Source organism: Radiobacillus kanasensis (assembly GCF_021049245.1).
GTDB classification, from domain to species: domain Bacteria; phylum Bacillota; class Bacilli; order Bacillales; family Amphibacillaceae; genus Radiobacillus; species Radiobacillus kanasensis.
The window spans coordinates 2,472,150-2,491,217 of the sequence record NZ_CP088020.1; the positions used below are offsets into that span (position 1 = coordinate 2,472,150).

The following is a 19,068-nucleotide window of genomic DNA, read 5'->3' on the forward strand; positions in this document are numbered from 1 at the left end:
TTTAGTTGGCGTTTAATTTTCTGGTTTGTATTTGATTCCATATAAACTTACAATTCCTGAAGATGGATGAACACTTACTACTCCATCCGTGTTTACATCTACTCTTGCAGTGCCTTGAAACCACGGCTGTCTGTGCCCAGGTCTTAATCCTGCAGGCATCGTAAATGCGGGAGTATATGCGCTTCGTGTTCCTCCGTCCATCGCACCTAGGAAATTTACATAACCAAAACTATCCACATAATAATGAGGGTGCCTATATGGTGCGTTTACCCCTACCCAGCCGTTTTGCAAGGTAGCATAGGTATAGCTTTCTGTTCGCCCTAATACATCTAAATCACCGAGGACCGTGAGATTTTTTACCTCCGTTAAATACGCACCTATCTCCCATTTAACTAAATCCTTTACTGTTCCATCCAATCCCTTGAAATGAAATTCGATTCCTTCTCCATTAGTAGCTATTACCACAAATCCCGTTTCTTCGTATTCGGTTAGATCATTATTCCAAACTCCACTCTGTAGTTCTATAGATGTAAATCCTTTCCCGTTGAAATCAGGGTTCAATATCCTAATCGCTTCGGTTGCTTCTAAATCACCAGAGAATTTTGCATTTCCCTCCGTATCAAAGTAGATAACATCCTTCCAAGGGTCTGTAGTAACCATTCGTCTCTGTATAGTAAACCCGACAGCGGCATTACCTAAAACTCTTACCAATTCATCATTGCGCATCGATTCGAAACCACCTGTACTGCTGAATTTGGCACCGTCATAAGACTCACCTAGTTGTACGGAATTATTTGCCTTGTTTTTAATATTTGTTGCAGTTTCCCCAGCAACTTTAACGGTATCCGCTGCTGTGTTTTGGCTTGTGACATCCCCTATCTTGGTCCAATCCACAAGGCTGAAGGTGGCGCTACTTGTCTTAGTCACAGTCGAACGATATACGGAACCGTTATTATCCCATAGATCCCCTGCATCATATGGAGTGGTAGGTTGGGCTACAAATACTCGTCTTTTACTGTCTGCTGTATCTTGTGCAGTTGCTGCGTCTTGAAGGGCTTTGGCTATTCCCTCATCTCGAACAAGAACCCAACTGTAGACTGTAGCATCCAACATAAAACGGTAAGAATAACCAGTAGAAGAATTATAAAACAAGTCTCCTATATGCTTGTCCTTTTCAGCATTTGTTGTCCACAGACTGGCTGGTTCATTGGATAAAGTAGGTTCATAGTCTTTGAACCAAGAAGTAATCTGGTTATCGATTTGGGCTTGTAGGGAAGCCATATCTTGGTCATAAGCAGTTGCACCCACATAATTTGTTAGCTGATTATCCGTATATTGATTCGAACTTGTAATAGCTTCACTCTTTGCGTTATTTGCCTTATTCGTTGCATCTACAGCAGCTGCATCTACGGCTTCTGTTTTTACCGTAGTATCCTTAGAATCGATATCACCCTTAGAATACGTAACACCCAGCACCTGCTCCTCTGACATCTTCTTAGCAATCTTATTCAACAAATCCTGTCTAATTTTATTGATGTCGACCTCTTTGTGCTCAATGATTTCTCCTAATGTATATTTCTTTTTAGAAGGATCTGTAATAGGTCCTTCTATTGCGATGATGCGAGAATCCAAATAGATAGGAGGATTGTATTCTGTTGCTTTTACTCTTGCAGTATCACCTAAAGATACTTTCTCGTGCCCCCTCCCGAAAATGGTTTCCAGTGTCGCTACATCAATTTCCCATTCTGCCGTGGAACTGATTCGTTTTTGTAGTTCATTTTCAGTTAAGGTCATGAGGCGTTCCGTGGTCATATCTTCATCCGTGGATTCTGGAATATAAATGTCCCAAAGATGAACTGGTTCGCCTGTACTAGAATCAATTCTCCCCCATGCTTGACGTGCTTCCTCGTTTACAACTTCGACCATCTCTTGTGTTCCATCCTGTCTTTTAGGACCAACACCAACTAAGGCAGTAACAACATCCTTAGTTGATTCCGACCGTTTCATTCCAACTAAATCTTTTCCAGATTCAATTTCTTTCCCTTCCCAGGAACCAACTCTCTTTAATAGGTCAACATAACGACCAATCACTCTGTTTCCATCGGTTTCGATTCGGAACTGGAGTTCTAAACCAAATTCAGAAGCAATCTTTTTTAGGGCGTCGTAGGGGTTAATCAAATCCTCAAATACAATTGTTAACGACCCTAAATAATCCGTTTTGCCTCGTTTCCATCCCGTCCCAGAAAGCACAAAGTCTGTCGCAGTATTTACGGTTTGACCATTCAACGTTACAGGTGCAATAGGTTTATTCTTCTTTAACTCAATGTAAGATGCTGACGATCGCACTTCCACCTCATTATTTATTGTGTCATTGTAGTAAATGATGAACTCATGAAAAGAGCCATTACTCACAGGAATAATGACTCGATTACGCTTATTCAAATGCGCTGCAGCTCTAATATCTTTAGGCGCGAAAAAATGAAACAATTCCTCACTGTTTTTCAAAGATTTTTTATGATTATCTTGATAAAAAGGATTAACCCCTTTGTTATCCATCGTATCCAGTATTTCATCTGTTTGGTGATCCAAAATGTGAATTTGTGTCATTTATACGCTGGCCTCCATTTCACGGTAGTGTCCAATGTACCTTCCGGAAAAGTAAACAATTGATTGCTACCAGGATAAATAGGAAAATAAGAAGCGATAAAGTCACTCTTCTCCTTCTTAATATCCATACCATTTAGATACACGATATCGTTTTGATGATCGAACAAAAGTTTGTCTCCAGCTCTAGCTATAATAGGAATCTGGTTTTCTGTTAAATCATTAAACTCTAACACTCTAATCTGATCAATGTTCATCACGGAAACAGGAGCATAGGCTCCATACGCTCCAATATGGACTTGCACTTGAGATAAGGGCGCTTGATATTCAGAATTGTAGTCGTAGATTGTTTCATCATAACCGTGTTCGTAGATACCCGTTTCCGCATCATAAAGATAGATGGAAGCAGATATGACCGTACCTTTCCGTTGCAGGGCTAACCTACCATAAAAGGACTTCCACTCAGGAAGCCTTTCAGAAAAAACATTCCGACCTGTACTCACGTTACCGATTCTCATTCGACCAACCGCGTCTTTGATATTAGGAAAGGTATCAAACAAAGATAGCAGGCAGATGATATTATTATCAATATCCATACCGTGCAGCTCTATCCGTCCCATTTCATAGGCATTCTGTGGCTTAAACTCAATCCAAACTTGAATATTAAAATCTTGAATGGGACTAGGTAGGCTTTGTTTTAATGCAGGACCGTGCCACCCTGTCCCGGACCCATAATCTGTTACTACGAACCTTCCATTATTGACTGCCATTGAACCTACGATATCCCCTGTATCTAAATTGGAACCCACTCCCCAACCAACGGTTGAGGAACAATCTTCTGAAAGCACAGACTGATATGGAGCAACAGGAGATTTGTCAACAGACGTGGCTTTTCCTACCATCATGTAATCACCTTTAGAGTTAGCGATTTGAGCAAAAGTGATGTCCTGTAAAACAGTTGCTTCGAATATGGGTTTTGATTTAGCGGTACCTGGGTTATTTATAGTGAGCGCATCATTAACAAATGTATCTGTTAATTCTGGTCCGTGCTTATAAGGATCTGGACAAAAAACTGTTAATACCCCTTCTCCTATATCTGCTATTCGTTCAAAATCATCGACCGTGTTTTCAAACATAGCAAAGTAGGTAAGGTTAGGTTCGTCTCCAAACACAAGAGGTTTTACTTCATCCGTGATTAACCACTCAGCTAACTCTTTCTTTCTAGATTGAATATTTTCATCTGTTATACCTGTTATTCCAACTGGAACCGGGAACCTTAAAAAACTCGTATTCTTTCTTGTAGGGTATCCACCAGGACGATTAGGGATGGTCAAGACTTCCCATGTACTCGGAGTGAAGAACGGTCTGCCATCTCCTTTTAGTTTCACCAAATAGGGTTTTGTAATCCCGTTAAAAGTAATAGAGGTCATTTGAACTGATCCCTCTCTTCCTTATCTCTTTCTATAAATTCAGCTATCGTTTTATAGGTGTGCCTACTGAATTCTCTTCCGTCTACGTTATTAATTAAATTGACATAAAGCGTTGCGTTCCCTTGCATATTAGAAGGTTGCGAACCTTGCAATCTACTAATAATACGATCCGCTTCACCACTTCTACTTACTCCTTCTGCATAAGCCGGGATTCGGTTAATGGCACTTAGTAGTTTCATGGATTCTTCATGTGTAAAAACTTGCGTACCTATTGGAAGGTCTTTAATACCTCCGTCCAGAAATGCCCACTGATTATTCCACTTAGCTAACTCGAATCCTTCTTCACCTACTAATGCAGGACCTCCTGGGTGGAAATCTGTTCCTTCTGCATAACCAGGAAAACCTAAACCTCTCATGAACTGTTTTTGTTTATATGGATTGTTTACCCTAGGCTCAATATAATCCAATCTTAGTTCTACATTTTTTCGAACTGGTGAACTTAATTTACTATCCAACTCTTCCCAGTAGTTATCTGGTGTTTCAGAGAGGTAAATATTTTTATTTATGTCTTCACGTGCTCTAGCGTTGATTTCTTCTAGCTTAGTCTTAGAAGATTCCAATTTAGCTATTTGTTGATCTAGTTCTTTATTTCTCTCTTGCTGTTGGGAGATGCTTATTTTACCTTGACTCATTAATTCGGTATTCTTAGCCTTTTGTTTTTCTAGGGATTGAATCGTTTCATTAATTTTTTCAATACCTTTTCCTTTTTCAGAGTTCAAGCCAACTTGGGAGAGGACAATTTGCTCGTATTTAAACGCTACTGCTTCCATCTTCGCTAGTTCTTTTCTTGATGTTTCTAGATTCTTACCGTTTTCTTCGAATTTTGTTTTTAATTTATCGATTTGTTTCTCTAAAATGCCTTCTTGTAATTTCATCTCAGTCAGTTTATCTTGTTCAGTCAATAGTTGAGTCTCGAGCAATTTTTTCTTTACGCCTTCTGCTCCTGCAATTTCATCTTTTAAATCTTTAATAATTTTGTTCTGCTTAACTTGTTGTAACTCATTTTCATTTTGAAGCTTAATGTTTTCTTTAATATCTTTTTCGATTTCGCCTCGTTCATCTATCAAAGCATTTATTTCCTCTTGCTTTTTCTTTTGTTGTTCAAGTATATCTAGAACTTCTAATCTAGTCTCTGATTCTAACTGCTTTCTTTTTTCGTCATTCATTTTCTTTAAAGCATCTGTATTTGCTGCATAAGCTTCTCCTTCTTTACTTATCGCTTTTGCCGTTGCAGGTGCTTTTTCAATAACCTTATCATTTAGCTTTAAGAACTCCTGCATTTCCTCGTTCGTAAAACCGCTTTTTTCTAATAACTCTGCTTGTTCTTTCGTTAATTCCTCAATTTTTTGAGGTGTAGTTGTTTTTTGAAGTTCAGCTTGAATGTCCAAAAATCGAAGCATTTCATCATTAGAAAGTTTATTTTGCCTTTTTAATTTATCGAATCTAGTTATCAAGTCATCTGTAGCTTTAACCTCTTCTTGTTTCTTTTGAATAGCTTCAAGAGAGATTTTATTTTGTTCTTCCATGACTCCATTCAAACCAACAAAAGCACCAACTAAAAGAGATAGGCCAGTAATGGTGAGGCCTACAGGGTTAGCACTCAACAACATAAGCCCTCGACTTACTTTAACTAGAGTTGTGGCCATTAAACCAAATCCAGCCGCCGCCCCTACTGCCTTTAATCCTAGAGCAACCATATCAGGATCTAAATCTCTGACCCAATCCGTTAACTCTTTAACGGTATCAGAAAGAGCTGCCATTTCATCGTCCGCCACTTCAATACCTAAAGTGGCAAGTGTAGATTTTAACTCTTCTAATTTCCCCAGGAAGGTATCCATACGGGTTGCTGCAACATCGGCTGCAGTCGTCGCTTTCATCGCTTCGTTCATTTCATTTACACCATCAGCTGCTTCTTTAAAGAAAATAGCACCAGCGCGGTATGCGTCCTGTCCAAACAATGTCTTTAGTTCTGCACTTCGTTCTTCCGGACTAAGATCCTTTAAGGAGTCATGTAAGATTTGGACAATTTCGTCAAAGTCTTTTAACTCACCTTTTGCGTCAAAGAAATTATTAGATCCATCTTCAGTCATTAAACCGAGTTCTTTCATAGCATCTTTGGCTTTGTTTGTTTCTGGAACGAGTCGAAGTAGCATCGTTCTTAGAGATGTACCAGCATCGGATCCGCGTAACCCTGACTGCGCAAGAGTGGCAAGCGCGGTTGCTGTCTCTTCAAACGTTAATCCACTTGCACTTGCTACTGCAGCAGATTGAGCTAGTCCTATTTGCATCTCATGAACATCTGTTGCAGAAGCATTGGCAGCACCCGCTAAGATGTTCGCCGCATCCGCAACGGTTAAATTATCTTGTTCAAACGCGTTTAAAGCTGTTGAAGCAATTTGTGCGGATTCCGCTAGTTCCAGCTGACCAGCTGTCGCAAGGTCCAAGGAAGACTTTAAAGCGCCTCCTAAAACCTTTTCTAAAGGTACACCCGCTTTGATTAATTCTTGCGCGCCTTCAAGCACTTGTTTACCACTGTAACGTGTAGATTCACCTAAATCTTTTGCTAATTCACCAAGTCGTGACATTTCGTCACCTGCTGCACCACTGATAGCTTTCACATCTGCCAGTGCCTGTTCAAATGTAGCAGCTGAATAAACAGCCGCACCAAAACCAACACCCGCTCCTATTAAAGCTCCACCCATGGCGGTTTGAAGATTATTTAGTCCTTTTACATTCTCATTGATGCTTTCTTTTAACCTAGAAAACGACCTACTCCATAACCCTTGATTGGTTACCAGCAAGCCGTTTTGTTCAACGATTTCCCTATTTACATCACTCATCTGCTTTTCAGTGGCCATCATAGAACGTTGGGCACGTTCCAATCGAACAGCTAAGTTCTGAGCTGTCTTCGAATATGCACCACCACTGGCAACCGCTTCTTTATACGCTTTATCAAGTAGCTCTACACTAGTCTTTTGAAGTTTCAATTGATTGCCAAGTATTTGTGATTTATTCTTAAGATTATCCGTGGATTCTCCGAACAGTTTTGTTCGTTGTTGAGCTGTTTTCATTTCTTCTTGCATGAGCTTTAAACCACGATTAATCTTACCAGCGCCCTGTTGAAACTTTGTACCATCTAAGGATACCTGGGCAACCAAATCCGCAATTACATCACGATCCATACTCTCACCTGCCTTTCGATACAGAACTTGTAAAATTACATAGAAAATGAATTATTCACTTTCTTTTTTCAACCCAATGTAGATGTATTCGGTTGGGTTTACCATAAGTTTAGTGGGCCCGTTAGAGGCAATAAGCATAATCTTATCGTCATCGTAAACAATGTCATCAACATTCTCGACTTCGAGAGTCGGACCATCTTTTAAAGCAACAACAAATGTATTCATCTATACTCACCTACCTTTCACGTATCGTCACGTATCCCTGTGACTGGGAGATAACGGAACACCTCCATTTATTCTTTAGACCATTCAGCTTCATCTCTTAATTCAACTGTTTGACCAGCTAGTTCATGAGTACAGTCATTCAAATATTGGACATTACCGTCTCGGACAAATGAGTGGCAAACAAATTTTTCCGGCTCAATTTTTTCACCACTCATTATCCCTTCGTGCTCATCATCAGTAATTGGTCGTGTTCCCTTAACTAATATCGATGGTGAAAATGTAGGATTTTCAAAATTACCGTTAAAATTCCAAGCATTATTTACACCATGAGTGTTTTCACAGCCTTCACAATAAAAAATGAGTCTTTTATCAGAAGTTTTAACCACTTTCATTTCAACACCACCTATACACCCCTCATTTTTTCAAGGGCTTCATTTTGTTTATCCATTTGTTTTTGTTTCTCGATTTTTTCATTTCGCAAATTGTGTAAATGGAAATAAGCAAACAATTGTCTTAGACTCATTTTCCAAAATTCTTCTTCTGACTTATTGACTCTTTCAGTAATAAAAAAATAGTAGGAAACCCAGTCATGTTTTGAGTTACCTACTTTTTTTTAACGCCATCATTTCCTTCTACTTCTGGTTCATGTTTTGGAGTATCATCGCGTAGTGCATCTGCGATAGTGGCAGCCGCTTCATTGAAACCTGGTCCGTTTAACATTTTTCCAACTTGCTTAAGTGTTAGGTTCTCATCCTCGTGAACTAAACAAGCCCATAATAATGATCGGATAGCATATGGCCTTTGCTGAAAGAAGTCTGCTAGTATCTCGTTAAAGCTTTTATCGTCATAAAGCATATCCAATTCTGAATAAGCATTAAGATCAAGAATGAATGTGCGTTCCTTGTCCAATTTGATTGGTATTGGCTTCGGTTTGTGTTGTATGTCTCTTTTTAACCCTTGGTCCATCGTTTATTCCTCCTTCCTAATTTCTTGCGATAGATGCGTTAGCCCACATAACTGCTTCCTCAAGTTTAGTAATGGCAAGTGACTTTTCTCTTGAATCAGGACAATGAATATCAATATAGGTTGCTAATTCTTTAGATTGCTCTCTTATTTCGTTATAGAGAACTATCTGTCCCTCTTTTGGTGCGTGGTACTTAAAATTATTTTCTATTTGTTGATTCAAATTCGTTCACCCCCTTGTGTCTAGATTTAATACCTTATTGCAGGAAAGGAATGTAAGTGGTTATTTTATTTACTTACACTCGTTATAGAACTTGTCCTTTTCTCCTCTGTCATCTTCGAAAAAATCAAGCTTAAACTCGTATTTACCAACTTCATTCCAAGCTTGTACATGTTTAGGGTCATAGTTGTTCAATATGATCTTGGCTCTTATTCCAAGAGTCTGTAAGCATTCTATTACCTTATCAATCTCTTTTTTGTAATAGGCATTCATTTCAACATAGCCATTCTTCAAAAGAAACATTAATGCAAAATGGGCTGCCTTACTCTCATATTCTCCAAAAGGAATCTCGCTGTACTTCACCTTTGCATAACTTGATAAATTAACAAATTTACTCAATTCAATACACTCCATTTCAATACATTACAATTCCTGTTCCTGCAATAAAATAAAGAGAAGGCCGAAGCCCTCTCTTATGCTGTGGTCACCGTCACCGTGTTACTTGGCGCTGACTCTGTACCGTACTTAGAATTTGTTGCTACGACATAAATATCATAATCCGTCGCAGTCGTTAATCCAGAGACTGTGTAACTGTTCGTGGTTACACTATCCTCTAATACTCCATCAACAAACACGTCATACCCGCTAGCATCCTCGATCGCATCCCAATCTAAGTCAACTGTAGTTGCTGTGATGTTGGATGTGGCAAGGTTAGCGGGCGCATTAGGGAGTAGGTTGGTAAACAGAACCGAACCATGTAGCCCCTGCTGTGAATCCTATGTTTTCTTCGTTACCTACGAACTTCCATTCCTTATCGAAGTCACGGCGAATAAACTCACCAACGATTGTTGGTTGACCGTATTCAATAGAATCTGTTCCTGTGTTTTGAGTGCGTGAAGGTTCCTGGAACTTACCCTTTAACAACCACCAGAACTCACTAGATCCGTCATCCATTTCTACTTCATAACCAAAAGCTACATAAGGAGCAACTCCTTTAGAACGAAGTACTCCGTCGCTTCCTAATGTCTTACCTAGTAAGGCAGCTTCGTCTTTCGCAGGGAGCTTTGTTGTTCCGATTGTCACCCCTGCATAATTAAACTTACTAGATGTAGAAACTACGCTATTGTCGCCAAATAAACGACCAGTAGCTATGTTTGGTTCTACAGCAACGTTAACCGCTTCTGCCAGTTTTGCTGGTGCTTCATAAGTTGCTCCGGTAGATGCATCATCTGTCAAAATTGCATAATGAAAGTTCTTTAAACCAACTGCATATGGCATTTCGTATTCCTCCTCTATTTTCTAACTTTAATTTTCCACCGTGTGGAAATGTGGGTATAACCCGTGTCGTTTTCGTAAACCTCACCGATATAGGTGCGATAAAACCCTAAGTTTTCCATGGAGTTCTTGATTTCTTCTCCCAACAAGGTAGCTCGGTCACCTTTTGTAAATGCAGATACCTGATAATGAATATACTCTCTTAAAGGCTTGTTATCTGCATAATCAATGTCCGTATTATTAATAAGTTGAAAGACAATATAGGTATTAAAATCTTGATTTGGATCTGATTTAAGGTTGAAGATAGCTGGATAGCCTTTATAAAAATCAAGAGCAGCAGTTAGGTTCGTATTATTGATTAAGGCTCGATCGATATCATCTTTTAAATTGATCATTGGCTAAATATCCTTTTCACGCCTTCTTTGATGACAGCAGCAACTTCATCCTTTGATTCTTCTATTCCCTGTGTTAAAGGTAATTGAGGACTCATTTTAGAAGTCCCTAACTCCAAAAATTTAAGGATATAGCTCTTATCTTTAGTTGCTCCAACCTGCACAGCACGTTCTCCATATTCATTCGTTCTCGTAGCACTTACTTTAATAGCATCCTGTAAGTGTACATAAGTTGGGCTTTTTGTTTTCGAACGATTAATATTACCAGCGACCTTAGCCGCTACCACGCTACCAGCTGACTTCAATATTTGACCTTCCATTCTACGACCACGTAACCCTAACTGATCAACCTTATTTCGAACGGATATTTTCATATCAGCTCCCACTAGTTACCACCGCCTCTGTGATGATTTCTAGTTCACGATGCAAACCTTCCATGTCTAAAGGTTCACCCTGAATCTCATAAACTTGTTTAATGGAACCATCACTCTTCTTTTCTACCAATCTCATAGAACCATCAATAGAATCGTCAAACCTCATTTTCCAAACTACTGTAAGGACGGCATTCGAAGCTTTTGCTTCAAAGTAATCAGCAGATTTTAAAGGATTTTTGTCTGCGAACTTCTTTTTGTGGTCCACCCATTTCTCAACAAAAACCCCTTCGTTATTCCTAACCGATTCATTTTTCTGCACAAAAACAACATGTCGATACTTACCTGGTCTAATAGACCTCATTAGAACCACCCTACTTTATAGGGAAGTAGTAAGGATTCAACGGAAAAAGGCATTTTCACAGCTGAAGTTCCAACGATAACAATCTCTCTGTTTTCATATAAATGTGAAACATGTAATAGCATTGCTTGTTCTAAAGATTTAGGTACTGTATCATAACCAGACGTGTATCGAATCTTAATGGCATCAACTGGATATAATTCAACCTCTGGCCACTCCACATGAAGAATAGCAGGCTCCGACTCACTAAACATATAGTTAGTAACATTAGTAACTGTTCCGGATTTATCCTTTACCGTAATGCTCTCCATAGTTTGAAGAGGTGGATTAGGAATCTTTATTTTGTTTTGAAACTCTTCTAATGTTAGCTCGTATGTTTTTGATGCAATGGACCTACGTGTAAAATTCTCCGCTTGTTCTCTAGCTACCGTAATCATAGATTTCAATAAAGTGTCTTCCTCACTATGATCTAGTCTCAAGTAAGATTTAACAACTTCAACACCCAATGGCTCTTCCATTGGTTCCGTTATTACTTTCAGGTGCATCACTCACCCCTCCTCAAAAAAGAGAGGGAGTAATTATGCTCCCTCTCCTTGAATAGAATCAAGAATCGCTTTGATGTACTCAACGACACCTTTACGGTTCTTACCAGCTGTTTCTTCAGCAAGAACTTTTTTAAGCTCATTTGGTTCCAAATCCTTAACAGCTTCTTTAACTTCATCAACAGATCCATTTAGAACGGAAGGATTCTCGTCTTGATGGCCTTGTCCCTCTTCTTCTTCAAAATCCGCTTCAACAAAACCTAAACGATGAAGGCCTTTGATGTACTCTTCATCGCCTTCATAAAAATCTTTTTTGTGATAAACTTTTTCCGTTTTCTTATCCTCGAACAAACGTAAAACTTTAACTTTCATATCTGATTAAACCTCCTTTATTTGATTATTAAGCAATATTAATTTGACCATATACAACCGCTTCTTCATCCCATGAAGTAACGTCTTCACGCTCGATTGCACGGAATTCAGTTGTATTTGTTCTCCAAGAGTTTCCGCCCTCTTTAGTCATATCAAGAGACATTTGTTTACGATCCCAAAGTACAACTGCTTCTTTCAAGTCGCCCACAATAAATGGAGCCATAGACGTACCAGCTGTTCCATCCACTACAGTAGGGATTGTTTTGTTAGAAAGAACAACAATACGGCGACCAGCTAATAGCTTACGAGTTGGGTCTTGGGGATCTTCTTGTAGCAATGGTTTTCCATTGTTATCTTCCAACTGATCAAGATAGTTGAATCCATCTTGGTTCGTAAAAATCAACGCAACTTCCGCGTGAGCAGGATCTAAATCAACATTGATAGCTGTTTTAATTCCCTTGTAATCGGTCCAAGTAACTTTTGCCAAACTGTTAAGAACAGCAAGAATCAAGCTGTTACGAGTTGCTTTTGACTTCTTCGCAATCCATTTTTTTAGATATTCTTCAAGAGCTTGATCGGAATCATCTAATAGATCATTTGGGGCAGGCAAGAAACCAGCGTAATCTTCAATCGCATAACTTAAACGGTCAAACTTAGGTGAAGCAATTTCAGCCATCGCATTCGGGTTACCATATTCAGATAACGGTGCGAACGGTGTGGAGTCAGCACGACGTTCAAGGGTACGAGCGCCTTTGTTTGTTTTAACCGGTTCAACCGTTACATACTGCTCTAAGTTATCTTGGGTATTCTTTAATTCGTTGATAGTAGTAGTGATGTCTTCTGGAACAACAAAACCACCATCTTCTCCAGCACCTTCAGAAAGTTTCGCATTAAATTTCTGCATAATCGAAGATTCATCCTGATTAAGAACCTGTCCACGTATCGCTTTGAAGAATGCATTTTTGTATTGAGTTTGTTCGTCCGTTTGACCTTGGTTCTGAGGTTGTGGCTTTTGTACAGTGTTTAGTGGAGCAGATAGTTCTCCATCTAAACCTAGAAGTGTTTCCTCACGCTCAATCTTATTTTTTAGATCGGCTGCTTCTTTCAAATAATCATCAAATTGCTTTTGCTCTTCTTCTGTCATGTTGCGTTTTTCTTTCTTAGCTTTTGTGTTCAAATCCTTCGCCTTGTTTACCAGTTCCGCGCGTTTTTGGCGCATTTCTAAGATTTCGTCCATTATGATACCTCCATTATTTTGATTTCATTTTCGTTGTACACATTTAAAAAATCCTCATGATCAGTGTCAGAGGATTTCGGGTCTTTCGGTTTATTCAGTTGTGTTAAATCTGGTTTGTTTTTCATGATGCTGTTAAACACCATCTTTGCTCCATTTACCATTCCGCTAATGCTCTCGTCACTATTGGAATCTTCGTAAAGCATGCTGTCAGCAAAACCTTTGTCGATTGCTTTCCTTGCTCCCATCCAAGTTTCATCGTCCATGAGGTCGCTAATTTCATCATCAGTTAACCCCGTTTTCATCCGATAAGCACTCATTATGGTTTCTTTCACTTCATCCAAGACATCCGCAATATGACGAAAATCTTTTGCTTCACCACTAAGTCCAGTCCATGGATTATGAATCATCATGACGGATGTTGGTGACATAATAATTTCGTCACCGGCCATGGCAATAACGGATGCTGCACTCGCTGCAATACCGTCGATTTTTACTGTGACTTTGCCTTTGTATTCTTTCAAGGAGGTAAAGATTTGTGAAGCAGCGTAAACATCTCCCCCATTAGAGTTAATCCATACGGTGAGATCCTTTCCGCCATGTTGCTTCAGCTCCTCTCGAATTTTTTTAGGCGAAGCCTCATCAAGATCAAATAACCAACCCCAAAAGCTTTCCCCAATATCTCCATCGATACGTAGTTCCGCTTCCTCTGTTTCCTCATTTTTAATCCAGCTCCAAAACCTTTTAATTGTCCTCACCTCCTTTAGCAGCTTTATCAATCGGGATCATATTACCGTTAATCAAATACGTTTTTCCTAGTCCATCTGGTAAAGGATTCATGTTTTCCTTTTCTCTGATGTCGTCAGCGCTTAACCAACCATCGTTCCTACCTACTCGATACGCTTCATAACGCGTTTTTATATCTCCACGTAATAGTCCATCGATTAAAAACTCAGCAAAGTATGTCTTCCTAGCACTTTTAGTAAGAAGCTGCATTTTAATGGCCTGTTCCCAACGGACCAACCAAGGTCTGATTGTATCGACTACAAATTCAATACTTTGATGCTCGATATTATTGTTTGTGCTACGTTCCAAGTCTCCGATTTTATGAGGTGGAACACGATAGATTCTAGCAATCTCATTTAATTGGAATTTACGAGTTTCTAAGAATTGGGCATCCTTTTGAGGAATCCCCACTTGATGATACTTAAGTCCTTCTTCCAGAATCATAAGTTTATGACTTTTTGAAAGACCATTATGTTGTTCTCTCATGTCATCTCTAAATCTTTTAAATGCTTCATCACTTAATCTTCCTGGATACTCAACAATACCGCTTGGAGTTGCTCCATTACTAAAGAACCTTGCTCCAAATTCTTCTGTTGCCTTTGCAAGACCAATAGCTTCACGATGGAGCCGTATAGGAGATTTACCAAGAATCCCATCGCCTAAAGTGGAAATATGAAATACCTTCCATCTGGGTAGTTTGTGGATAATTCCGTCAGGAGTTGCCGTAAAATACTCTAAGCGTCCAGTTTCCTTGTTTCGCTCCACTGTTGTACGAGCAGGATTTAATGGCCATAGCCCAACAACTTGACCAGCTCCATTAATCTCTTTCTCGGCATAAGCATTACCCCAAGTTAAAAGATGGTGCTGCATTAACTCCACAAAGGTGAAGGCAGTCATTTCTTCATTCGCTTGATCGTGGAGCACAGAATATAAGTAATGATTAGGTGCTCTTTCTTTTCCTCCACCATCTAACCTTTTGTATAGAGGTAAAGGCAAAGAAGCAATCGTTTCGAATATGATTTTTTGTGCTGCATATACAGCTGTGATATTCATCGCATTATCTTCCGTAACTGAAACTCCAGATGAAGTTTGTGTTCCTTGGAACATTCGCCGAAACCAAGTTTGTGGATTTTTTAAATCAGATGTTGGACCAATTAAGTTATTGAAGATTCCCATTGATGTTAATCACCACCTTTCTTTTCCCCTTCATCAATTGGCGTTCTTCTCGCACCAACAAAACCCAATAAAAAAATCACCGTTCCAATTACGATAAACATAATGGCTGGTGATATTAAAAAGAGCCCGGCAGCTGCTAGAAGTAATCCAAGTATTATTAAGATGTCCGATAAATCAGGTTTCACAATGTCCTCACCCCTCTCGATTCGTAAACACTCCTATTATCCTCACCAGTCATCGCTCTAGCGAATCCGTTAATGACAGACGCTATAGGGTCGATACGTTCTGTTGATTTTGATTTATCTAGCATGATATTCTCTTGAGCATCTACTCTTTGAATGGCATTACCAACTGCCCATGCTAATAACGGATCATCAAAATGAATGATCTGTTTATTAAACACAAACTTCCTAAAATCTTTAGTAGGTAAACTCAAATGCTTAATCGTTTGAGGTACTTCAACCATTTCAAAGCCGTGGTCCTCCATAATTTGAGCAAAGTGTGTTGCATTCCATTTATCGTAGTTAATTTCTTGAATGTCATATCCTTCATCACGCATGTTCAAAATATGTTGTTCAACAAAACTGTAATCCACTACACTTCCAGGAGTAGTTGTTAAGTACCCTTTTTCTTCCCACAAGTCGAATTCTACTCTATCTTTACTCATTCGTTCGTACAGTTTATCCTCTGGCATAAATGAATGCTGTTTAACCGCATATTTTCCTTCAGGAAGCCTAAATACGAACCCAAGACTTGTTAAGTCCGTGGTGGTGGATAAGTCTACCCCTATCCAAACTGGATACCGCTTCAAATCCATGTTTTCTTCTTTCACATTCGACTTGCATTCAGCCCATTTACTCATGTTCATGTACCCATCATCCTTCGCATCCACCCAAATGTTCATATTCTTTGTTAGGAAGTTACGCATTTTTTCAGGTACATCTAGGGCTACTTTTAACTGCTTCCTAAGGTACTCGATACCATTTTCGTAAGAACAAAGAATCGGATTGGCTTTTGGCCAATTCTTCTCGTCTTTAATGTCATCATCTTTATCCAGCTCGTTGATCATTACAAAATAGTTTTCATTGGTTGTAGGGTCATTAGGATCTAATATTCTGGAAACATATTTATATTCAACTCGGTAACAAGGGTTATTAAGATTGAATCCTGCAGTAGTAATAATCATTAGCAAAGGCTGAGGTCTTGCCCCCATACCAGAATCGATAATATCGTACATTTCAGAAGTCTCATGAGCATGGTACTCATCGATAATTCCACATTGAGGAGAATAACCATCCCCTTTTTTACCATCCTCTTTACTAAGTGGCTTGATTACAGAGTCACTCTTGATGTGTGTGATCGTACCATAAGCAACCTTGAATCTATCTTTTAGATCCCCGTTGCCCATGATCATTGCTTCTGTTTCTTCCCAAACGATTTTAGCTTGGTCTTTTTTAGTAGCAGCACAATAGACTTCTGCTGAAGGTTCTCCAAATGCAGAACCTTCATAACTTCCAACTGCTCCTAATGATTGAGACTTAGCGTTTTTTCTTCCAACTTGCCAGTAACCCTTATTAAACCTTCTAAGTCCAGTATCTTGAGTGACCCAACCGTAGATATTTCCGAAAATGAACTTTTGAATAATATCTGGTTCGATGTATTGACCCGCTAAGACTCCTTTACGGTGTTTGAACAGACAAAACCAATCGATAAATCTTTGGCCTAATTCTTGATCAAAGGTGTAAGGAAATTCTTCAGTTCCTTCTCTTTCCATGTCATATAAAAAACGCTGACACGCCCAAATGTGTTTCTCACAGGCTAAAATGTCACCGTTTATAACTTGGTTGCTATATTTTATTAATTCTTCTCTTAATCCTAGTTCGGCAACCACATTGTACATTAGACATCACCAAACTTTTTATCAAACTCCGACTTTGGAGCATCGTCTTCTTTCTTAGGGATAACCAACTTCAGGCGAGATGTAATGGACAACCCTAGTTCACTGGCGGCCGCTTTACATTCGTTGAAGAGCAAGTTTCGGACCCTAGTCAATTTTGCATAGTCATCACTAGCGAGCTTGTGCCCTTCCACTTTTCTTGTTGCCTTCATCGTTCTAATATCCTTTGTGAGCTTAATGTATTGATCACGTGAATCAATATATCTAGCAAGACCATCCACATCTAAGTTGCTGAAGATGTTTAACCTAACTAGTTCTTCAGAGATTTGATTGAATTCTTCCTTTTGCTTTTTGGTTAAGTAACTAGGAGCTTTGATTTTATCCGTATATCCTCGAACAGCTTCTTCTTGTTCTTCTCGTTTCTTCGCTTCTTTCTTCGTGATGTGATTAGAACGACCTTTTCCTTGAATAACTGATAATGGTTGTTTATTTCGTCCAGCCACCATTACACCTCCCTTCAAAAAATGTGTAAAAACGGATTTTTTTGTACAGAAGAGGGCCCCCTCGGTCTAGAATGACCAGAATGGGAGGAATCTGACCCCCCTCCCCCTAAATTGTGTCTGATTTTGACACAATTTTAAGCACTTTCAACATGTTTTTGATTGTTTTTCGCAATGTTTGATCTTATAAACCTTTTCCTGTCTTCCTTGAGTGACAAGTATTACACAATCCTTGATGGTTATTAGGATCCCAAAACAATTCTTTATCTCCTCGATGTGGCTCTATATGGTCCACCTCGGTAGCGGGTACAGTATGACCACGGGCACTACAGGATTTGCATAGGGGATTCCTTCTTAGAAACATCACCCTATATTTTTGCCACGAGTAATTGTACCCTCGTTTATTAGATGACTCCCGACCCTTATCGGACTCGCGATAATATTTCTTTAGATGTTCTTCACAGTAGGTTGATTGGGTCAGTGTATGACAACCAGGCTCTCCACATGGGCGCTTAGGCTTGTACACCATGGTCATCACCTTTTACACCGGGGGATACGTTATAAACAGACCGGGCTCTATTTTCTTTCCACTCCCGATCAAGTTTGTGGACCTCATAACGAGCACTTACTATTTCCTGATATATATCATGACATTTTGCTAATCTTTTCTTTTTCTCTCCAGGCAACATATCGGCAGTAGGCTTGGTCCTGTTGTATTCGTTCCACAATTCTTGTTGCTTTTGGATTAGTTCTCTGATTTGTTCTGGATAGTTAGTCATGACTTACACCCACAGTCTTTGCACTCTTTGATTTCTCTATATATATTAGCTCCAGCATATAATCTATTTATATCTACATTGATTCCTTCACATTCCTTACATACTATGGTTCTATTATGTTTAATGGATACAGTGTGTGGAACTCCGAAACTATCTTTTTCCAAGTATTCTATGTCTATTAATGGTTTTCCATATACAGTTTCATCTGTACCAGTTGCCCAATCAATACCCACATGCACTAGGTTGGTAATCTCTTCTCCCTTATAAAATACTTTCGGAACACTATTGATTTCATCTAACTTTATGGTTAGGAACTTAGCATCAATCATTCTGTTCACCACCGCCTATCTTGTTCAATCATTCTTTCGATATCTTTATAAATACTTTTAGCAAGATCCTTACTACCTATCTTCTCTTGTTGACCTTCCAACTCTTTCAATGCAGCTGTCGCTTTCTTTGCTTCACGTTGAATTGCTTTTAGACCTTTCAGTGCATCGGAACAATCAACGTCTACTGTTAAAGAACCAATGCTCTCTTTGTTCTCCACATTTTGAATTGGTCCTCTACATAAAAAACAACTTCTACCATCCATTCTTGATTCTCTACGTTTGCATACAGACATTTCAGCAAAACACTTCATACATTTGTATGTAACCATACCTTCGCTCGATTTTTGGTCAGCCATGATCAACACTCTCC

At 39.2% G+C, this 19,068-nt stretch carries 25 protein-coding genes; all 25 read right to left on the minus strand.

Translation table 11 applies throughout. The features are described 5' to 3' along the window. Positions 1 to 12: 12 nt before the first annotated feature. A complete protein-coding gene (locus KO561_RS12810; protein ID WP_231093671.1) occupies positions 13 to 2,607 on the minus strand; it encodes a phage tail spike protein in 2,595 nt (864 codons plus the stop codon). Next, positions 2,604 to 4,034, minus strand: a complete 1,431-nt coding sequence (locus KO561_RS12815; RefSeq protein WP_231093672.1) for a distal tail protein Dit — start codon at positions 4,032 to 4,034, stop codon at positions 2,604 to 2,606. The genes KO561_RS12810 and KO561_RS12815 overlap by 4 nt, the downstream gene beginning before the upstream one ends. Continuing rightward, positions 4,031 to 7,276 carry a phage tail tape measure protein gene (locus tag KO561_RS12820; protein WP_231093673.1) on the minus strand — a complete coding sequence of 1,082 codons (3,246 nt, stop codon included), beginning with the start codon at positions 7,274 to 7,276 and terminating at the stop codon, positions 4,031 to 4,033. Before KO561_RS12820 ends, KO561_RS12815 begins: the two co-directional genes overlap by 4 nt. Before the next feature lie 51 nt (positions 7,277 to 7,327). After that, complete coding sequence (locus KO561_RS12825) at positions 7,328 to 7,501, minus strand: hypothetical protein (RefSeq protein ID WP_231093674.1); 174 nt, start codon at positions 7,499 to 7,501, stop codon at positions 7,328 to 7,330. 68 nt (positions 7,502 to 7,569) lie between these two features. Beyond that, complete coding sequence (locus tag KO561_RS12830; RefSeq protein WP_231093675.1) at positions 7,570 to 7,893, minus strand: ubiquitination-like system serine protease family protein; 324 nt, start codon at positions 7,891 to 7,893, stop codon at positions 7,570 to 7,572. Between the two features lie 211 nt (positions 7,894 to 8,104). Beyond that, positions 8,105 to 8,467 carry a hypothetical protein gene (locus KO561_RS12835; RefSeq protein WP_231093676.1) on the minus strand — a complete coding sequence of 121 codons (363 nt, stop codon included), beginning with the start codon at positions 8,465 to 8,467 and terminating at the stop codon, positions 8,105 to 8,107. A gap of 16 nt (positions 8,468 to 8,483) precedes the next feature. Further along, positions 8,484 to 8,687, minus strand: a complete 204-nt coding sequence (locus tag KO561_RS12840; protein WP_231093677.1) for an Acb2/Tad1 domain-containing protein — start codon at positions 8,685 to 8,687, stop codon at positions 8,484 to 8,486. Between the two features lie 69 nt (positions 8,688 to 8,756). Further along, positions 8,757 to 9,083 (minus strand): hypothetical protein, encoded by a 327-nt coding sequence (locus KO561_RS12845; RefSeq protein ID WP_231093678.1) that lies wholly within the window; start codon positions 9,081 to 9,083, stop codon positions 8,757 to 8,759. Between the two features lie 74 nt (positions 9,084 to 9,157). Continuing rightward, positions 9,158 to 9,430: a fibronectin type III domain-containing protein gene (locus KO561_RS12850; protein WP_269140719.1), complete on the minus strand. Its 273-nt coding sequence runs from the start codon at positions 9,428 to 9,430 to the stop codon at positions 9,158 to 9,160. Beyond that, on the minus strand, positions 9,408 to 9,962 hold the full coding sequence (locus KO561_RS12855; protein WP_231093679.1) for a major tail protein: 555 nt from the start codon (positions 9,960 to 9,962) through the stop codon (positions 9,408 to 9,410). Before KO561_RS12855 ends, KO561_RS12850 begins: the two co-directional genes overlap by 23 nt. 14 nt (positions 9,963 to 9,976) lie before the next feature. Beyond that, entirely contained in the window at positions 9,977 to 10,354 is a 378-nt protein-coding gene (locus tag KO561_RS12860) for a hypothetical protein (RefSeq protein WP_231093680.1), read from the minus strand. Then, entirely contained in the window at positions 10,351 to 10,737 is a 387-nt protein-coding gene (locus tag KO561_RS12865) for an HK97-gp10 family putative phage morphogenesis protein (protein ID WP_231093681.1), read from the minus strand. Before KO561_RS12865 ends, KO561_RS12860 begins: the two co-directional genes overlap by 4 nt. Continuing rightward, positions 10,727 to 11,086: a phage head closure protein gene (locus tag KO561_RS12870; protein ID WP_231093682.1), complete on the minus strand. Its 360-nt coding sequence runs from the start codon at positions 11,084 to 11,086 to the stop codon at positions 10,727 to 10,729. The genes KO561_RS12865 and KO561_RS12870 overlap by 11 nt, the downstream gene beginning before the upstream one ends. Next, complete coding sequence (locus KO561_RS12875) at positions 11,086 to 11,628, minus strand: head-tail connector protein (protein WP_231093683.1); 543 nt, start codon at positions 11,626 to 11,628, stop codon at positions 11,086 to 11,088. The genes KO561_RS12870 and KO561_RS12875 overlap by 1 nt, the downstream gene beginning before the upstream one ends. Before the next feature lie 33 nt (positions 11,629 to 11,661). Continuing rightward, positions 11,662 to 11,997: a hypothetical protein gene (locus KO561_RS12880; RefSeq protein WP_231093684.1), complete on the minus strand. Its 336-nt coding sequence runs from the start codon at positions 11,995 to 11,997 to the stop codon at positions 11,662 to 11,664. A gap of 28 nt (positions 11,998 to 12,025) precedes the next feature. After that, on the minus strand, positions 12,026 to 13,216 hold the full coding sequence (locus KO561_RS12885) for a phage major capsid protein (RefSeq protein ID WP_408004870.1): 1,191 nt from the start codon (positions 13,214 to 13,216) through the stop codon (positions 12,026 to 12,028). Between the two features lie 17 nt (positions 13,217 to 13,233). Continuing rightward, positions 13,234 to 13,989, minus strand: a complete 756-nt coding sequence (locus KO561_RS12890; protein ID WP_231093686.1) for a head maturation protease, ClpP-related — start codon at positions 13,987 to 13,989, stop codon at positions 13,234 to 13,236. Continuing rightward, positions 13,976 to 15,193, minus strand: a complete 1,218-nt coding sequence (locus KO561_RS12895; protein ID WP_231093687.1) for a phage portal protein — start codon at positions 15,191 to 15,193, stop codon at positions 13,976 to 13,978. Before KO561_RS12895 ends, KO561_RS12890 begins: the two co-directional genes overlap by 14 nt. Before the next feature lie 5 nt (positions 15,194 to 15,198). Then, on the minus strand, positions 15,199 to 15,378 hold the full coding sequence (locus KO561_RS12900) for a hypothetical protein (RefSeq protein ID WP_231093688.1): 180 nt from the start codon (positions 15,376 to 15,378) through the stop codon (positions 15,199 to 15,201). After that, positions 15,375 to 17,093: a terminase large subunit gene (locus KO561_RS12905; protein ID WP_231093689.1), complete on the minus strand. Its 1,719-nt coding sequence runs from the start codon at positions 17,091 to 17,093 to the stop codon at positions 15,375 to 15,377. Before KO561_RS12905 ends, KO561_RS12900 begins: the two co-directional genes overlap by 4 nt. Then, a complete protein-coding gene (locus KO561_RS12910; RefSeq protein WP_231093690.1) occupies positions 17,093 to 17,593 on the minus strand; it encodes a phage terminase small subunit P27 family in 501 nt (166 codons plus the stop codon). Before KO561_RS12910 ends, KO561_RS12905 begins: the two co-directional genes overlap by 1 nt. Positions 17,594 to 17,774: 181 nt before the next feature. Beyond that, the gene (locus KO561_RS12915) at positions 17,775 to 18,125 is read right to left on the minus strand and encodes an HNH endonuclease signature motif containing protein (protein WP_331000788.1); all 351 of its coding nucleotides are present in this window, start codon (positions 18,123 to 18,125) and stop codon (positions 17,775 to 17,777) included. Further along, on the minus strand, positions 18,103 to 18,369 hold the full coding sequence (locus KO561_RS12920; protein WP_231093692.1) for a hypothetical protein: 267 nt from the start codon (positions 18,367 to 18,369) through the stop codon (positions 18,103 to 18,105). Before KO561_RS12920 ends, KO561_RS12915 begins: the two co-directional genes overlap by 23 nt. Further along, on the minus strand, positions 18,366 to 18,698 hold the full coding sequence (locus KO561_RS12925; protein ID WP_231093693.1) for a hypothetical protein: 333 nt from the start codon (positions 18,696 to 18,698) through the stop codon (positions 18,366 to 18,368). The genes KO561_RS12920 and KO561_RS12925 overlap by 4 nt, the downstream gene beginning before the upstream one ends. Positions 18,699 to 18,703: 5 nt before the next feature. Beyond that, positions 18,704 to 19,054 carry a hypothetical protein gene (locus KO561_RS12930; RefSeq protein ID WP_231093694.1) on the minus strand — a complete coding sequence of 117 codons (351 nt, stop codon included), beginning with the start codon at positions 19,052 to 19,054 and terminating at the stop codon, positions 18,704 to 18,706. Positions 19,055 to 19,068: the final 14 nt, after the last annotated feature.

Bases quoted from the DNA above. Each gene is read 5' to 3' on its own strand.
- KO561_RS12810 (WP_231093671.1), bottom strand. From the start codon at position 2,607: ATGACACAAATTCACATTTTGGATCACCAAACAGATGAAATACTGGAT.
- KO561_RS12815 (WP_231093672.1), bottom strand. From the start codon at position 4,034: ATGACCTCTATTACTTTTAACGGGATTACAAAACCCTATTTGGTGAAA.
- KO561_RS12820 (WP_231093673.1), bottom strand. From the start codon at position 7,276: ATGGATCGTGATGTAATTGCGGATTTGGTTGCCCAGGTATCCTTAGAT.
- KO561_RS12825 (WP_231093674.1), bottom strand. From the start codon at position 7,501: ATGAATACATTTGTTGTTGCTTTAAAAGATGGTCCGACTCTCGAAGTC.
- KO561_RS12830 (WP_231093675.1), bottom strand. From the start codon at position 7,893: ATGAAAGTGGTTAAAACTTCTGATAAAAGACTCATTTTTTATTGTGAA.
- KO561_RS12835 (WP_231093676.1), bottom strand. From the start codon at position 8,467: ATGGACCAAGGGTTAAAAAGAGACATACAACACAAACCGAAGCCAATA.
- KO561_RS12855 (WP_231093679.1), bottom strand. From the start codon at position 9,962: ATGCCATATGCAGTTGGTTTAAAGAACTTTCATTATGCAATTTTGACA.
- KO561_RS12860 (WP_231093680.1), bottom strand. From the start codon at position 10,354: ATGATCAATTTAAAAGATGATATCGATCGAGCCTTAATCAATAATACG.
- KO561_RS12870 (WP_231093682.1), bottom strand. From the start codon at position 11,086: ATGAGGTCTATTAGACCAGGTAAGTATCGACATGTTGTTTTTGTGCAG.
- KO561_RS12875 (WP_231093683.1), bottom strand. From the start codon at position 11,628: ATGCACCTGAAAGTAATAACGGAACCAATGGAAGAGCCATTGGGTGTT.
- KO561_RS12880 (WP_231093684.1), bottom strand. From the start codon at position 11,997: ATGAAAGTTAAAGTTTTACGTTTGTTCGAGGATAAGAAAACGGAAAAA.
- KO561_RS12885 (WP_408004870.1), bottom strand. From the start codon at position 13,216: ATGCGCCAAAAACGCGCGGAACTGGTAAACAAGGCGAAGGATTTGAAC.
- KO561_RS12895 (WP_231093687.1), bottom strand. From the start codon at position 15,193: ATGGGAATCTTCAATAACTTAATTGGTCCAACATCTGATTTAAAAAAT.
- KO561_RS12905 (WP_231093689.1), bottom strand. From the start codon at position 17,093: ATGTACAATGTGGTTGCCGAACTAGGATTAAGAGAAGAATTAATAAAA.
- KO561_RS12915 (WP_331000788.1), bottom strand. From the start codon at position 18,125: ATGACCATGGTGTACAAGCCTAAGCGCCCATGTGGAGAGCCTGGTTGT.
- KO561_RS12920 (WP_231093692.1), bottom strand. From the start codon at position 18,369: ATGACTAACTATCCAGAACAAATCAGAGAACTAATCCAAAAGCAACAA.
- KO561_RS12925 (WP_231093693.1), bottom strand. From the start codon at position 18,698: ATGATTGATGCTAAGTTCCTAACCATAAAGTTAGATGAAATCAATAGT.
- KO561_RS12930 (WP_231093694.1), bottom strand. From the start codon at position 19,054: ATGGCTGACCAAAAATCGAGCGAAGGTATGGTTACATACAAATGTATG.